This window comes from Arthrobacter sp. CAN_A1 (genome assembly GCF_015751665.1).
GTDB lineage: Bacteria > Actinomycetota > Actinomycetes > Actinomycetales > Micrococcaceae > Arthrobacter_D.
Window position 1 is genome coordinate 226,748 of record NZ_JADOUR010000004.1, and the last position, 13,974, is coordinate 240,721.

A 13,974-nucleotide genomic window follows, 5' to 3' on the forward strand; every position below is an offset into this window, starting at 1 on the left:
CTCTTATCGGTGATTCCGCTGGGTGTTTCCGCGACGCCAGCCGCCGTCATCGGTCCGTTCCGCCAGGGCGCTGAGATCCAGGCGACTCAGTCCCGCCAGGACGTCGCGGACACTCAGGCCGGCGACCGACGCAAGCTTGTCGACGGTAGTGGAGGTCCGCACGGGTAGCGCATCGAGGAGGAGGAGATCTTCGACGCTGAGGCCATCGTGAACTGCCGGCTGTTGGTCGGGCTCTGGGACGGTCATGGCGCCGATCGGTCCGGCGAGTTCAGCGATCTCCGCGGCATCGGTGACGCAGACGGCACTTCCGTCGCGGAGCAGCCGATGGCATCCGGCCGAGTTGGCTGAATACACCGATCCCGGCACTGCTCCCACCGCCCGCCCCAACCCCGCCGCGTGGTGGGCGGTGTTCAGCGCGCCGGACCGCCACCGGGCCTCGACCACGACCGTCACCGCGCACAGGGCTGCGATGAGACGGTTGCGTTGCAGGAACCGCCACCGCGTCGGTGATGAGCCCGGCGGCACTTCAGCAATCAACAGCCCGCGACGCGCTGTCTCGCGGAGGAGCTGCTCGTTGCCCGCTGGGTAGTAGCGGTCAACGCCGCACGCAGTCACCCCGATGGTCGGCATCGGGCGATCCCCTCCCGCCGCGGCAAGCGCCGATCGGTGCGCCTGCGCGTCGATGCCATAGGCCCCGCCCGACACCACCGTGTAGCCACGTGTGACGAGGCCGGCGGCGAGGTCCCCGGTGACACCAGCCCCATAGGCTGTGCTGTCCCGCGAGCCGACAACCGCTACCATCCGATCGACTTCGGGCAGGCCCGCCGAGACGTCGCCGCGGACCCAGAGGCACGAGGGGGCCAAGAGTTGCAGGTCGTCGAGAGCTCCGGGCCACACATCACTTTCAGGGGTAAGGAGGAATCCGCCGAGCCGGTCGAGGGTTGCCAGGTCCCGGTCCGGCGCAAGGTCGGCGACCCGCGGTTTCCACCGCTCCAACGCCTCGTAAAACGTCTGCGCCCGGCCACTGATCCCCTGCGATTCGAGCAGTCCTGCCACCTCGCGTGCCACCTGGGGTCCTGCGGCTACGGAACCGGTAGCAATCTTCAACGCATCGACCGGTCCGACGGCGACGGTCAGGGCAAGCCCTACCGTGTCAGATGGCTCGAAGAGCCGGGAGAGAGCGGCTCGCGCCACAATGGTCGGGTCAATTGACAGTGTCACGATGGACTCTCCTGAAGTCGAAGGGTCAAAGCGACGTCCACGTCATGGGTGATGGGTGAGGTGCGTCCGCCCAGGTCAGCGAGGGTCCAGGCCACCCTCAACACCCGATCGTGGCCGCGCATCGTCAGTGTCTGCTGATCCATGGCCTTGTCCACCGGTGCCGTCACAGATCTGGGGAGTTTGAGCTCGTCGTTCAGCACTGCCGAGGACATTTCGGCGTTGGTCGTGGCATCCCACTTGGCAAGACGGTCCCGTTGGGCAGCGCGCGCGGCGGCCACCCTCGCTGCGACGATGTGCGACGCTTCGGCGGCGGAGCCGTCAGCGTAATCGGCAAGGGAAACCCGTGCCACGGCAAGTTGAAGATCGACCCGGTCGAGCAGCGGTTGGGACAGGCGGTTGAAATATCGGCGACGCTGTTCTGCTGTGCACACGCAATCAATTCCCTTCCCGCTGGCGAGCCCGCAGGGACAGGGGTTCAATGCCAGCACGAGCTGAAACCGGGCAGGGTAGGAGGCTGTGCCGGCGGAGCGATGCAGCACCAGCTCTCCACTTTCCAGCGGTTCTCGCAACGCCTCAAGGACACCGCGCTGGTATTCGGGTGCCTCGTCAAGGAAGAGGACACCCCGGTGAGCGCGTGAGGCCGCGCCGGGGCGTGGGATGCCGCTTCCCCCGCCGATGATTGAGGCGGTCGACGCCGTGTGGTGGGGGCTTTCAAAGGGCGGACGCCGCTGCAACCCCCGACAGGAGAGGACCCGTCCCAGCGAATGGATGGCTGTCACCTCCATTGCCTCCTCATCGTTGAGGTCGGGGAGAATGCCGGGCATCCGTTCAACCAGCATCGTTTTTCCGGCGCCGGGCGGGCCCACCATCATCATGTGGTGGGCACCTGCCGCCGCGATTTCGACGGCGAAGCGGGCCAGGGATTGGCCGGCAATGTCAGCCATGTCCTTGAGCGGTGTCCGGACTGGGAGCGAAGCGGGCGGCGGCGGCAGCACCGGGTCCACGATGGGCTCGGGGAGCCTCACTTGGGTGGCGTCAGCCCCGAAGGCCAGGAACACCTCGGCCAGGCTGGCGAAACCCTTTACCTCAGCCTGCGGGACGAGGGCCGCCTCGCCGTAATTGCCGGCGGACACGACAAACCGCGTGTACCCAGCCTTGACCCCGGCCATGACGGCGGGCAGCACGCCGCTGACTGGCCGGAGCCGACCGTCGAGGCCCACCTCAGCAATGAAGACCGTGTCCGCGCAGCCGCGGACATCCCCGGCGGCCGCCAGTGCTGCCATCACGATAGCCAAATCGAAACCCGAGCCCTTTTTGTGCAGGGACGCGGGGATCAGGTTCACTGTGATTTTCCGGCGGCTCAGGGGAAGTCCAGCGTTGCGGGCGGCGGCCCTGATCCGTTCACGGGCCTCATTCAGGGACGCGTCGGGGAGTCCCAGGATGACGAAGGCGGGAAGGGTTTGCCCGATGTCGGCTTCCACCTCGACGATGTAGCCGTTGAGTCCAACCAGCGACACGGCGTAGGTGCGTCCCAGCGGCATCAGGACACCGCCCGCAGGTACTCGATCTGTGGACTGCCGGTACCGTCGTCGACCACTGCCACAGCATCCACCCGTACCTCGGGGAAACGCAGGTCATGGGCCAGGGCCCATTGAGCTGCCAGCAGATGGAGCCGCTGCAGCTTCGCCGCACTGATGCCCTCCAGCGGGTGCCCAAAATCCAGTGAAGAGCGGGTCTTCACCTCAATGATCACCAGGGTGGAGCCATCAATGGCCACCAGATCGATCTCACCGAGCGGGCACCGCCAATTGTGATCCACCAGGTGCACCCCAGCAGCCTCAAGATACGCTGCCGCCAGCGCCTCTCCCCTGCGGCCCAGCCTGTCTTTCGCCAACATCACAACACCTCCGGTTCCAGCCTGCTACGGGTGGCGCCGGAGGTGTTGTGATCTATCGGTTATGTGGGAAAAGCCAGCGGCACCCGTCCTGTGCAGGACGGGTGCCGCTGACGACTGCCCGGCAGAGATAGACGACCGGCAGCGATCGAGGTTGGATCGCCTTAGACCGGCGAACGCTCCAGGACGGAGTCGATCTGACCCATCGCTTCCTTGATGCCTTCTTCCATTCCCATGGCGATCATCTTTTCCAGCTGATCCAGGCTTTCGAAACTCGACACCGTGGTCATCCGGGTTCCGCCGTCGATGGCCTCGAAGGTGACTGCCCCATGGGTGGTTCCCAGCTCGTCCACCGGGTTCCCGTTGTCATCGGCGAAGCCATCATCGAACTCAAGATGAGTCGGCTCGTTGATGGCGGTGAACTTCCACCAACCGCGGCTTGTCTCCCCGTTGGGGCCGGTCATGAAATACCCAGCCTTCCCGCCCGGCACGAAGTCGTGGCTGTCGAAGGTTGCCGGCCAGGTGGGTGGCCCCCACCAGCGTTCGAGTTGTCGCGGGTCCGCCCAGACCTGCCAGAGCCGCTCGGCGCTCGTTTCAAACTCGGCAATGATGGTGAGGGTCAATGCCTCAAGGTCTTTGTGTGAACTGATAACGGTCATGATGGTGATGTCCCTTCTTCCTCAGCCAGGATGGCGGAAATCCGGTCGACGCGGTGCCGCCAGATCGTCTCGTACTCCTCGAGCAGCCGCCGTGCCCGTCTCAAGCCATCGAGATGAACCCGCACAATCTGCTCCCTTCCGCGCTTCTCTTTTGTCACCAGGGAGGCGCGTTCCAGAACTGCCACATGCTTTTGCACTGCGGCGAAACTCATGGCGTAGTGGGCAGCCAAACCGGACACTGAATAGTCACTGACCAGCGCCCGGGCGACAATGTCCCTCCGGGTAGCGTCAGCTAATGCCTGAAACAGGCGGTCCACTTCGACGTCGGATAACTCACCTACAACCATACGGTTGTACGTTAGCGGACCCTGAAATGAACGTCAACAGGTTTCGGATTTTCGCCCCCGATCTCCGGGGACAGGGTGGCGCAGACAAGCCGGCGACCAGTTACTCCCAGCACGACCAGGTTGACGACGTCGTCGCTATCCCCGACGCTGGCGGTTGGCCAAGCGTTCGTGGTGGAGGGAAGCTAAGGGCGGGGTGGCCCTGCACCCCTCCCCAGAAACCGGTTCAGTTCCCGAGCGGGCCGTCTTTGGGCAGGGCGATGTCGTCTGACTTGGTCAGTTCCTCGACGTTGACGTCCTTGAAGGTGATCACCCTGACGTTCTTCACGAACCGCGCCGTGCGGTAGACATCCCACACCCACGCGTCCTGGAGTGTCAGATCGAAGTAGATCTCGCCGTCGGCCGACCGTGCCTGCAGGTCGACATGGTTGGCCAGGTAGAAGCGGCGTTCGGTTTCCACCACGTAGCTGAACAGCCCGACGACGTCGCGGTACTCACGGTAGAGCTGCAGCTCCATGTCGGTTTCATAGTTCTCAAGATCCTCAGCGCTCATGTCCCCATCATCCCCCAATTTCCATCGGCGGCACGCTGATTCTGTCCCTGGTCCCCAACCGCCATGTGGTGCGGTGCAAGCCGGTGGGGCCCAGTCCGTCGATCGCCGCACGGTGACCAACGGTGGCGTACCCCTTGTTGATCTCCCAACCGTACTGGGGATGATCGGCCGCGTACGAGACCATCATGGCGTCCCGCTCCACCTTGGCCAGCACGCTGGCTGCTGCCACGCTCAGGCATTGCAGATCGGCCTTGATCCGGGTGTGGACGGGGACATCACATCCCGTAAAGATTTCCGTGTCCAGCGCGTCAACGTCGAGACTCCCGGTTTCCAGAGTCTCGGCGTCGAACAGGGCGGCTTGCTCACGCGGCGACAGCCAGTCGTCGTTGCCGTCAAGGATCACAGCATCGGGCCGGGCAGTGACAATAACCTGCGCCCAGGCGCGGTTTCCCGCCAGCTGCAGTGCACGCATCAGTCCGACGTCGTCGATCTCGGCCGCGGTCGCATGCCCCACGCCGTAGGCCAGCGCCCACTTCTGGATTCTTGGCACCAGCTTCACCCGGTCCGCCGGCGACAGCAGCTTGCTGTCGCGGACTCCCCTGAGCCCTTTCACGGCGCTCAGATCAATCACCACGAGTCCCACCGAGACCGGGCCGGCAAGGGCCCCCCTGCCCACCTCGTCGCATCCGGCCAGGTACCGGTGGCCAGCCTCGAGGAAGGACCGTTCAAAGCGGAGGGTCGGAGCGGCTGACTTCATCGCGACGAAGGAGCCGTCTCGTCCGGTGCAGCGGATGGTGCAGGAACGCTATCGAAAACGTCAGGATAGTTGCCGAGGAACCCTGCCCGGTCCAGCGGCCAGGCGATGACCGCCGCTTTCCCCTCGATGTCTTCGACGTCGATGAACCCGGAGTTCGGCTTGTCCATGTTGGCCCGCGAGTCAGCTGAGGCGTTGCGATGATCGCCCATCACCCAGATTTTTCCTTCAGGAACTGTTACGTCGAACTCGGTGTCGGAGGGGCTCGCACCGGGGAAGAGGTACGGCTCCTCAAGTGGTTCGCCGTTCACGGTGATCCGCCCGTCGTCGTCGCAGCACACCACCCGGTCACCGGCCATCCCGATGACGCGCTTCACCAGATGCTGCTGGGTATCGTCCGGGAGGAGTCCGACGAAAATGATCCCGTCTTTGACCCAGTTGGAGCCGGGCCCCGTACCGGGCGGCGGTGCGGGCAGCCAGCCTTCCGTGTCCTGGAAGACGACGACGTCGCCGCGCTGCAGATCGAACGGGGCGGGAACGAGCTGATTGACGAAGATGCGGTCGTCAATCTCGAGGGTGTTCTCCATTGAGCCTGACGGGATAAAGAACGCCCTGAACAGGAAGGTCTTGATGAGGAAGGACAGCAGGATCGCGATGCCCACAATGATGAGAATTTCTTTGAGCCAGCCACCCAGGCCGCGGGCGCCGTCGTCCGCCTTCTTCTTTTTCGAGGAGCCGCGACGGTGGGTGCCCGACGAAGCGCGGGTGGCATCCGGACGGGCGTCAGCGTCGTCGTTGGGCTTGCCGGGGATGCTCGTTGCCATCTGCTGGTCACTACCTCAAGTTGGTGGTCGGTCAATCGGTGAAACGTTCAATGGGGCCGTATCGTGAGAGCGGCCAGATCGTGTGCACGGCCCGCCCGAGGACCCGGTCGGTAGAGACCAGTCCCCCACCCGGTGCCCCCAGCAGCGACCGCGAGTCGAATGAGGCGGAACGGTGGTCACCCATCACCCACAATTTACCCTGTGGGACCTCCACCTCGAACTGTTGGTCGCTGGGTGCGTCCGAGGGGAAAACGTAGGGCTCCTCGAGCGGGTTCCCGTTCACCTCGACCGGCCCGCCCGGCGTGCTGCAGCAGGACACCGTGTCGCCGCCAACGCCGAGCACCCGCTTGACGTAGACGGTGTCGCTGCCGGAGACGCCCAGCCAGTGACCGATGGTGCCGAAGATTTCGGCAGTCCCGCCTCCACTGATCGGGTCGAAGGACCCCCGGCCGTCGAAGACGATGACATCTCCGCGCTGCGGTTCCCCGTCGATCCGGGAAACCAGAACCCGGTCCCCTTCCTCAAGAAGCGGCTGCATCGATTCGGAGGGAATGTAGTAGATGTCCGCTACCGTCGCCCTCAGAACCGAGGCCAGCACCACTGCAATAAGGAGGGCGGACAGCACAAAACGCCAGCCCCGAAAGGGCCGGCGTTCCGGTTGTGCACCCGCAGCGTGCCTGGGACGATCTGATCCAGGCATGGTGCGGTTCAAAAAGGGGTGTTACTTGGCGGTCTTGGGTTCGCGCTTTTCCTTGATCTTGGCGGCCTTGCCGCGCAGATCGCGCATGTAGTACAGCTTCGCGCGGCGAACGTCGCCGCGTGAGACGACCTCGATCTTGTCGAGGACTGGGGAGTGAACCGGGAAGGTACGCTCCACGCCAACACCGAAGCTGACCTTGCGGACGGTGAAGGTTTCGCGAAGCCCGTCGCCCTGGCGGCCAACAACAAAGCCCTGGAAGATCTGAACACGGGTGTTCTTGCCTTCAATGATGTTGACGTGCACCTTGAGGTTGTCACCGGCGCGGAATGCGGGAATGTCGGTACGCAGTGATGCTGCGTCGACGGAGTCAAGAATATGCATGGATGTTGCTCCTGGTGAACGCCACAGGTCATTCACGTTGGTCACAACGGTCAAGGCCTAGGCAATGTCCGCCGAAAATTAGGAGACCAGCAAACCCTTAGGTGGGCCGCCGGCGTGTCAGCCTGTCAGTAGTTCTCCCCCTGTGGCAGGGAACAACCCAGTAGACACAAAGTTCAATTATGCCATATGGATCGGCTGGCTCAGTCAACGCTTTCCGGGGCGTTCACCGGTTGGCGGGTCAGCCCGCCGTCGACGACGACGTATCCCAGCTTCGCTAGTGCCGCCAGGTCCGCTTTGCTCAACGTCTCGGTCGGCAGCCCCTCCAGCAGGTCCGGCCGGCGCTGGGCGGTGCGGCGGAACTGTTCATCGCGCCGGAACTGGGCGATCCGCGCGTGGTTGCCGCTGAGCAGAACCTCGGGGATGCCGCGGCCACGCCAGTCGGACGGCTTGGTGTAGACCGGATACTCCAGCAGTCCATCGGAGTGGGACTCTTCGACGAGTGACTCAGGATTACCCACCACCCCGGGCAGCAACCGGCCCACAGCCTCCACCATCGCGAGCACGGCAACCTCGCCGCCGTTGAGGACGTAGTCGCCCAGGCTCACCGGCCGGACATCGAACTGGTCACCGGCCCACTCGATGACCCGTTCATCGATCCCTTCATACCTGCCACACGCGAAGGCGAGGTGTGGTTCCTCAGCTAGGTCGTGGGCCATCTGCTGAGTGAACACCGCTCCCGCCGGGGATGGCACAATCAGCACCGGGCGGCCCTCGGCCGGCGACCCGTCGATCACTGACTGCAGCGCCAGCGCCCACGGTTCAGGCTTCATCACCATGCCGGCGCCACCACCGTAAGGGGTGTCATCGACGGTGCGGTGGCGGTCGGTGGTGAAACTGCGCAGGTCATGAACCCGCAGATCGAGCAACCCATCCTGCCGTGCCTTGCCGATGAGGGACAGGTCGAGGGCAGCCAGATACTCCGGGAAGATACTGACGACGTCGATGCGCACCTAGCGTCCGCTGCCCTCGGTGCTGGCTGCGGCATCGGTGGCCGAGTCGGCCGGGGCTGACGCGCCAGCGGCGGGGGCGTCGTCGTCGAGGTCGCTGACCTCTCCATCGTCCGGGCCCGCCTGGTTGGAGCCCGGCAGGTTCAGTTCGAACAGGCCCGCCGGTGGGGTGAGCAGCACGTAGCCGCCCGCCACATTGACCTCGGGCACAATCTCGTTGACAAAGGGGACCAGCGTCTCGTGACCGGCTGAGGTTTCGACGATCAGCAGATCCTGCACCTCGAGGGTGCGAAGTCCGCTGACCTTGCCGACGACGTCGCTGCCGACCCGCGCCTCAAGGCCCACCAACTCGTGCTCGTACCAGGCGTCGTCGTCGTCATCCTCGGCCTCATCGCTATCGATGAAGAGCTTGGCTCCGCGGAGGGTTTCGGCGGCATTACGGTCGGCGTACCCGTCGAAGCCGAGGATGAGGATGTCCTTGTTCCAGCGGGCGCCGCTGATCGTCAGCGGGCCGAGGGTCGCCGGTTCGGCGCGAAAGATGGCTCCGGGCTCAAACCTGTCCTCCGGCGCGTCGGTGAACAGCTGCACGGTGACCTCGCCGCGAATACCGTGGGGCTTGCCGATCCTGGCAACCTGTACTTCCATCTGACACTCCTGGGGTAGGTGGGCATAAATTTGGCCCCTCCACCATTATCCGGTGCGGGGCCAAACCTAATGAATGCTGCGGTGAAGCAGTGTGCTGAAGCGCTGTTAGCCTCGGCGGCGGTCCGTATCGACGACGTCCACGCGTACCGGTTCGCCATCGGCGAGGGCTGACACAACGGTGCGCAGTGCGCGGGCTGTGCGGCCCTGCCGGCCAATGACGCGACCCAGATCGTCCTGATGAACCCGCACCTCGAGGGTTTCCCCACGGCGGTTGTTCTTCAGGGAAACCTTGACATCATCAGGACTGTCGACGATTCCCCGGACGAGATGTTCCAGCGCTTCTGCCAGCAATTTACTTGGCCTCGGCGGTTTCCGCCTCGGCTTCGGCTGGTGCCTCGGCGTCGGACTTCTTGGCCTTGGGGGTGATGGCTTCAGGAACGATTACCGAACCCTTTTCAGGGGCGACGAAGGTTTCCTTGGGAGCCTTGGTCTTCAGGGTTCCCTCCTGGCCTTCGAGTCCCTTGAACTTCTGCCAGTCACCGGTGATCTTGAGCAGCACGGCAACCTGCTCGGTTGGCTGTGCGCCAACTCCGAGCCAGTACTGCGCGCGGTCCGACTTGATCTCGATGAACGAGGGCTCCTCGGTGGGGTTGTACTTACCGATCTCCTCGAGGGCACGGCCATCACGCTTGGCGCGTGCATCCATGACGACGACACGGTAGAAAGGTGCGCGGATTTTACCCATGCGCTTCAGGCGAATCTTTACGGCCACTGTTGTGGTCACTCCTTGATGATCTAAAGGGGTGAACCCTACTCAGTGCTCCCGTGGGGCGGGCCACCTCTGAGGGTTCAAAAGGACAAGATGCGCGCGCAGAGAGAGGGGCTGCCCGGATCGAGTACAGGTCTATTGTGCCAGATCCCTGACTCCAGCACGAATCACGCCACGCTAGCTGACGGCCACGCGTATTTTGTTGTTCCACGGGTCGTTGAAGCGTAGTTCGCTGCCGGTGTGGTGGTTGTCGATGCCAGCGACCTTCAGGCGGTCGGCCAGCGCACCGACGTGGTCTTCAGCGGGTACGCGAATGAGTACTTCACCCAGGCCCAGCGTGTCTTTGCGGCGTCCGGCGCCGCGACTGTTCCACACGTTCATGGCCATGTGGTGGTGGTATCCCCCGGCCGAGACAAACAGGGCTTGGCCGTGCCAGCCGGCGGTGCGTTCGAAGCCGAGTGTGTCCACATAGAACGTGCCGGCCGTTTCGACATCCCCGACCTGCAGGTGGACGTGCCCGACGACGGCGGCCGCCATTTTCCGGGCTGTCACCGCTTCCTGGGTCAGGTGGTCCCGCAGGTAGTCATCGGCTGGAAGCCGGAGGCTGTCCATGACAACGGACTTGCCTGGAGTCTTTCCGGTGGTGTCGGCGCTCCACTGCCAGGACTCGCGGGGCTTGTCGAAGTAGAGCTCAATCCCGTTGCCCTCCGGGTCGGTGAAGTAGAACGCCTCGCTGACCAAATGGTCGGCGCTGCCCACGTACAGACCGGCGTCGTACTGGGCCGTAGCGGCGACGGTGGCGGCCAACGCTGACCGGTCGTCAAAGAGGAGCGCGGTGTGGAACAGTCCGGCTTCGCCCTGGGCGGGAAGCTGGAGGCCTTCGGCCGGGGCGAGCTGGATCAGCGGCGTGTTTGCTCGTCCGAGGTTGACGCCCTCGCTGGTTTCCTCGATGACTTCGAGTCCAAGGGCACGTTGGTAGTAGTCGGACATCTTGGGCAGGTCGCCGACCTTGAGCAGTACGGTGCCCATCGACAGGTCATTGGGCAAAAGATCCTGGGGGTTCGTCACGGGGTTCTCCTTTGGCTGACGCGTTATCAGAGTCAACTACTTGAAGCTTCAAGTTATTCCCGCCTGGTGGCGGCGGGCACTTGCTGACGGCGACAGCGCTGCGCGCATGACGACGCGCTGGCCGATCAGGTCGAGCCCGATGGCTTCTTCATGCAGTCGCACCTCCAGCAGCGCCGGGGACAGGTCAGTGACCTGCCCGAATCCGCAGCTCGCATAGAACGGCGCATTGAACAGTACATTGGCGAAAGTCGTCAGGGTCATCGAGGTGTAGCCCTGTAACCGGGCCCAGTCCTTTGCGGCTTCGACCAGGGCTCTGCCGATCCCCTGGCCTGCGCGATGCGGGAGGACGGCCAGTTGCTCAAGGTGGGCGCCGCCGTCGAGCTCCTCCAGGCGGGCGAACCCGACACAGGGACGCCCGGCAACCAGCAGTTTGAGCGAGCGTGCCAGCTCGGTCCGCGAGGCTCCGGCGGGTAGCGACACCGGCAGGGGTGCGCCGTCAATAGAGGTGAGCAGTGAGTCAGCCGCCGTCTCGATTGCTGGCATGAAGGCAATATCCAGCGGCTCGGCGTCGCGGATGCTGATCATGCGGTCAAGTGTAGGGGCGGGTGCTGGGGCCCGCAGCCTGCAGGTGGGAATCCCGACATCTCGGGCCGATATGCCGCTCACCGCAGTCCAGGCTGACGTCCGGTGCCCGGATTGCCCACCATGATGGGCGTGTCAGTCGGAGGATGTGTTTCAGTCAACCGGAATTGCGTGCGCACTGATGAAGTCGCGCAGCAACGTGTCCCCTTCGGGAGTGTCTTGCGGTCGGTGGCCGCCTGGGGCGACGACGTGCTGTGCGCCGGTGACCACCAGGTAGTCGGCGATCTCCTCGTAGAGCGGCTCCCAGCCACCGGTCACGATCAAGGTCGGAACTCCGGGGACGATATCCAGTGGGGCCTCCCACGGCGGCGACTGCAGTCTCATCCGGCGCGCCGCGCGGCGGGCCTCGGAGGTGGCCGGTTGACGCGCGTCGGTGGAAAACACGAGGCGCACGAACTCCTGCAGGAACGCTTCATCCGACAGGGAATCCCGGCGGTCATACAACGGACTAACCAGTGCCCGGTGAGCGGCGGTGGCTGGCAGGTCGGCGGTGAGGGACAGGCAAGCGGGCTCGACGAGCACCAGCGACCGGACCAGGTCGGGCCGGTCGACGGCCGCCATCATCGCCGAAATAGCGCCCTGCGAATGCGTCACCAGATGCCCGCCGTCGCCGAGGGCATCGATGACAATCCGCTGATCCTCGACAAAATTGGTGGGCAGCGGGTCAGCTCCGGCCTCGAATCCGTGGCGGCGCAGGAAGAGGCAGTCGTAGCTACTCGCCAGGGCGTGCTGGGTTGGCCACGCGGCGGCGCCAAAGCTCCCGCTGCCGTGCACAAACACGAGTCGTTCCTGGGTCATTGCGCCGTTCTTAGGGTTTCCGTGATGGATGAGTCAACACTAATGACGGTTTTCGCGCTGAAAAGTGGTCATTTCTGTTGACTCACCCCGGGGTGTTTTTGGGGCGACCCCGCGTGACTCGATCCAGGGGCGGGCTACTTGCCGAGGAACTTGTCGAAGCCCTTCGGGAGGTTGAGGGACGACGGGTCGAAGTCGTTTTGCGCGCCGAAGGCTGCTCCGGACGGAACCGATGGCCGGTTGCGCCGGGCCTCGGCGTCGACCCGTTCCTGGGCAGCCTTCGCCGGGTTGCCCGACTTCGCCTTCTTCTTCCCCTTGGCCACAGCCTTGCCCTTGCGCGCCCCACCGTTGAACCCGCCGGGCCCTGCCATACCAGGCATCCCCGGAATTCCCCCGCCGGACGCCATCTTCTTCATCATCTTCTGCGCCTGGCCGAAACGCTCCAGCAGGCCGTTGACCTCCGAGACGTGGACGCCCGAACCGCGGGCGATCCTGGCGCGGCGCGACCCGTTGATGATCTTCGGTGCTACCCGCTCATGCTTGGTCATGGACCGCACGATCGCCTCAACGCGGTCAATTTCACGCTCATCGAAGTTTTCCAGCTGTTCGCGCATCCCGGCGGCGCCGGGCATCATCATGAGCATCTTCTTCATGGAGCCCATGTTGCGGATCTGCTGCATCTGCGCCAGGAAGTCGTCGAGCGTGAAGTCCTCCTGGTCGGAGAACTTCTGCGCCATCCGCGCGGCTTCGTCCTTGTCCCAGGACTTCTCCGCCTGCTCGATCAGCGTGAGGATGTCACCCATGTCTAGGATGCGTGAGGCCATCCGGTCGGGGTGGAACAGCTCGAAGTCGTTCAGGCCCTCACCGGTCGACGCGAACATGACCGGCTTTCCGGTGACCGAAGCCACCGAGAGCGCCGCACCACCGCGGGCGTCGCCGTCGAGCTTGGTCAGGACGACGCCGGTGAAGTTGACGCCCTCGTTGAAGGCCTGCGCCGTGTTGACGGCGTCCTGGCCGATCATCGCGTCAATCACGAACAGCACTTCGTCCGGGTTGACGGCATCGCGGATATCGGACGCCTGCTGCATCAGCTCGGCGTCAATGCCCAGCCGGCCAGCGGTATCAACGATGACGACGTCGTACAGCTTGCTGCGTGCCTCGGCAACACCGGCCCGGGCAACGGAGACGGGGTCGCCGGTGGCGGTTTCAAATTCGGAGCTGACGCCCGGGTGCGGTGCGAAGACCGGCACTCCGGCACGCTCACCATTGACCTGCAGCTGCTTGACGGCGTTGGGGCGTTGCAGGTCACACGCGACGAGGAGTGGGCTGTGGCCCTGGCCCTTGAGCCACTTGGCCAGCTTCCCGGCAAGGGTGGTCTTACCCGCACCCTGAAGACCGGCCAGCATGATGACGGTCGGCGGATTCTTGGCGAGACGGATCCGGCGGGTTTCGCCACCAAGGATGCCGACGAGCTCCTCGTTGACGATCTTGACAACCTGCTGGCCCGGATTCAGCGCCTGCGAGACCTCAAGCCCCAACGCGCGTTCCTTGACCTTGGCGGTGAATTCGCGGACCACCGTGACCGCGACGTCGGCGTCGAGCAGGGCGCGACGGATCTCGCGAACTGTGGCGTCGACGTCGGCTTCGGAGAGCCGGCCTTTCCCACGGAGGTTCTTGAAAGTTTCTGTCAACCGGTCAGAGAGTGAATTGAACACGTG

At 64.4% G+C, this 13,974-nt stretch carries 18 protein-coding genes; all 18 read right to left on the reverse strand.

All coding sequences use genetic code 11. From position 1 onward, the window contains the following. Positions 1–3: 3 nt before the first annotated feature. A complete protein-coding gene (gene dprA, locus IWX62_RS06940; RefSeq protein ID WP_196840636.1) occupies positions 4–1,221 on the reverse strand; it encodes a DNA-processing protein DprA in 1,218 nt (405 codons plus the stop codon). Continuing rightward, positions 1,218–2,762 (reverse strand): YifB family Mg chelatase-like AAA ATPase, encoded by a 1,545-nt coding sequence (locus tag IWX62_RS06945; RefSeq protein WP_196840637.1) that lies wholly within the window; start codon positions 2,760–2,762, stop codon positions 1,218–1,220. The genes dprA and IWX62_RS06945 overlap by 4 nt, the downstream gene beginning before the upstream one ends. Beyond that, a complete protein-coding gene (locus IWX62_RS06950; protein WP_196840638.1) occupies positions 2,762–3,118 on the reverse strand; it encodes a YraN family protein in 357 nt (118 codons plus the stop codon). Before IWX62_RS06950 ends, IWX62_RS06945 begins: the two co-directional genes overlap by 1 nt. Before the next feature lie 161 nt (positions 3,119–3,279). Continuing rightward, a complete protein-coding gene (locus IWX62_RS06955; protein WP_196840639.1) occupies positions 3,280–3,774 on the reverse strand; it encodes an SRPBCC family protein in 495 nt (164 codons plus the stop codon). Beyond that, entirely contained in the window at positions 3,771–4,121 is a 351-nt protein-coding gene (locus tag IWX62_RS06960) for an ArsR/SmtB family transcription factor (RefSeq protein WP_196840640.1), read from the reverse strand. The genes IWX62_RS06955 and IWX62_RS06960 overlap by 4 nt, the downstream gene beginning before the upstream one ends. 223 nt (positions 4,122–4,344) lie before the next feature. Next, positions 4,345–4,671 (reverse strand): DUF2469 domain-containing protein, encoded by a 327-nt coding sequence (locus IWX62_RS06965; RefSeq protein WP_019482913.1) that lies wholly within the window; start codon positions 4,669–4,671, stop codon positions 4,345–4,347. 7 nt (positions 4,672–4,678) lie between these two features. Further along, positions 4,679–5,428 carry a ribonuclease HII gene (locus IWX62_RS06970; protein ID WP_196840641.1) on the reverse strand — a complete coding sequence of 250 codons (750 nt, stop codon included), beginning with the start codon at positions 5,426–5,428 and terminating at the stop codon, positions 4,679–4,681. Next, positions 5,425–6,249, reverse strand: coding sequence for a signal peptidase I (gene lepB / locus IWX62_RS06975; protein WP_196840642.1), 825 nt, complete (start codon positions 6,247–6,249; stop codon positions 5,425–5,427). The genes IWX62_RS06970 and lepB (IWX62_RS06975) overlap by 4 nt, the downstream gene beginning before the upstream one ends. A 31-nt stretch (positions 6,250–6,280) precedes the next feature. After that, entirely contained in the window at positions 6,281–6,949 is a 669-nt protein-coding gene (gene lepB, locus IWX62_RS06980) for a signal peptidase I (RefSeq protein ID WP_196840643.1), read from the reverse strand. 21 nt (positions 6,950–6,970) lie between these two features. Then, positions 6,971–7,330: a 50S ribosomal protein L19 gene (gene rplS, locus IWX62_RS06985; protein ID WP_196840644.1), complete on the reverse strand. Its 360-nt coding sequence runs from the start codon at positions 7,328–7,330 to the stop codon at positions 6,971–6,973. Positions 7,331–7,530: 200 nt separating this feature from the next. Next, a complete protein-coding gene (trmD, locus tag IWX62_RS06990) occupies positions 7,531–8,340 on the reverse strand; it encodes a tRNA (guanosine(37)-N1)-methyltransferase TrmD (protein WP_196840645.1) in 810 nt (269 codons plus the stop codon). Then, on the reverse strand, positions 8,341–8,982 hold the full coding sequence (rimM, locus tag IWX62_RS06995; RefSeq protein ID WP_196840646.1) for a ribosome maturation factor RimM: 642 nt from the start codon (positions 8,980–8,982) through the stop codon (positions 8,341–8,343). It abuts the gene before it with no gap. Between the two features lie 105 nt (positions 8,983–9,087). Then, a complete protein-coding gene (locus IWX62_RS07000; RefSeq protein ID WP_019482920.1) occupies positions 9,088–9,333 on the reverse strand; it encodes an RNA-binding protein in 246 nt (81 codons plus the stop codon). A 1-nt stretch (position 9,334) separates the two neighbouring features. Then, the gene (rpsP, locus tag IWX62_RS07005) at positions 9,335–9,754 is read right to left on the reverse strand and encodes a 30S ribosomal protein S16 (RefSeq protein ID WP_196840698.1); all 420 of its coding nucleotides are present in this window, start codon (positions 9,752–9,754) and stop codon (positions 9,335–9,337) included. 174 nt (positions 9,755–9,928) lie between these two features. Further along, positions 9,929–10,780 (reverse strand): VOC family protein, encoded by an 852-nt coding sequence (locus IWX62_RS07010; protein ID WP_196840699.1) that lies wholly within the window; start codon positions 10,778–10,780, stop codon positions 9,929–9,931. A gap of 87 nt (positions 10,781–10,867) precedes the next feature. Then, on the reverse strand, positions 10,868–11,404 hold the full coding sequence (locus IWX62_RS07015) for a GNAT family N-acetyltransferase (protein ID WP_196840647.1): 537 nt from the start codon (positions 11,402–11,404) through the stop codon (positions 10,868–10,870). Positions 11,405–11,554: 150 nt separating this feature from the next. Beyond that, a complete protein-coding gene (locus IWX62_RS07020; protein WP_196840648.1) occupies positions 11,555–12,259 on the reverse strand; it encodes an alpha/beta fold hydrolase in 705 nt (234 codons plus the stop codon). Between the two features lie 134 nt (positions 12,260–12,393). Continuing rightward, positions 12,394–13,971, reverse strand: a complete 1,578-nt coding sequence (gene ffh / locus IWX62_RS07025; protein ID WP_196840649.1) for a signal recognition particle protein — start codon at positions 13,969–13,971, stop codon at positions 12,394–12,396. Positions 13,972–13,974 lie beyond the last annotated feature (3 nt).

Excerpts from the sequence above, each read along its gene's own strand:
- IWX62_RS06945 (WP_196840637.1), bottom strand. The coding sequence starts at position 2,762 with ATGCCGCTGGGACGCACCTACGCCGTGTCGCTGGTTGGACTCAACGGC.
- IWX62_RS06955 (WP_196840639.1), bottom strand. The coding sequence starts at position 3,774 with ATGACCGTTATCAGTTCACACAAAGACCTTGAGGCATTGACCCTCACC.
- lepB (WP_196840642.1), bottom strand. The coding sequence starts at position 6,249 with ATGGCAACGAGCATCCCCGGCAAGCCCAACGACGACGCTGACGCCCGT.
- IWX62_RS06965 (WP_019482913.1), bottom strand. The coding sequence starts at position 4,671 with ATGAGCGCTGAGGATCTTGAGAACTATGAAACCGACATGGAGCTGCAG.
- IWX62_RS07020 (WP_196840648.1), bottom strand. The coding sequence starts at position 12,259 with ATGACCCAGGAACGACTCGTGTTTGTGCACGGCAGCGGGAGCTTTGGC.
- IWX62_RS06950 (WP_196840638.1), bottom strand. The coding sequence starts at position 3,118 with ATGTTGGCGAAAGACAGGCTGGGCCGCAGGGGAGAGGCGCTGGCGGCA.
- IWX62_RS07010 (WP_196840699.1), bottom strand. The coding sequence starts at position 10,780 with ATGGGCACCGTACTGCTCAAGGTCGGCGACCTGCCCAAGATGTCCGAC.
- IWX62_RS06970 (WP_196840641.1), bottom strand. The coding sequence starts at position 5,428 with ATGAAGTCAGCCGCTCCGACCCTCCGCTTTGAACGGTCCTTCCTCGAG.
- rimM (WP_196840646.1), bottom strand. The coding sequence starts at position 8,982 with ATGGAAGTACAGGTTGCCAGGATCGGCAAGCCCCACGGTATTCGCGGC.
- rplS (WP_196840644.1), bottom strand. The coding sequence starts at position 7,330 with ATGCATATTCTTGACTCCGTCGACGCAGCATCACTGCGTACCGACATT.
- lepB (WP_196840643.1), bottom strand. The coding sequence starts at position 6,949 with ATGCCTGGATCAGATCGTCCCAGGCACGCTGCGGGTGCACAACCGGAA.
- IWX62_RS06960 (WP_196840640.1), bottom strand. The coding sequence starts at position 4,121 with ATGGTTGTAGGTGAGTTATCCGACGTCGAAGTGGACCGCCTGTTTCAG.
- IWX62_RS07015 (WP_196840647.1), bottom strand. The coding sequence starts at position 11,404 with ATGATCAGCATCCGCGACGCCGAGCCGCTGGATATTGCCTTCATGCCA.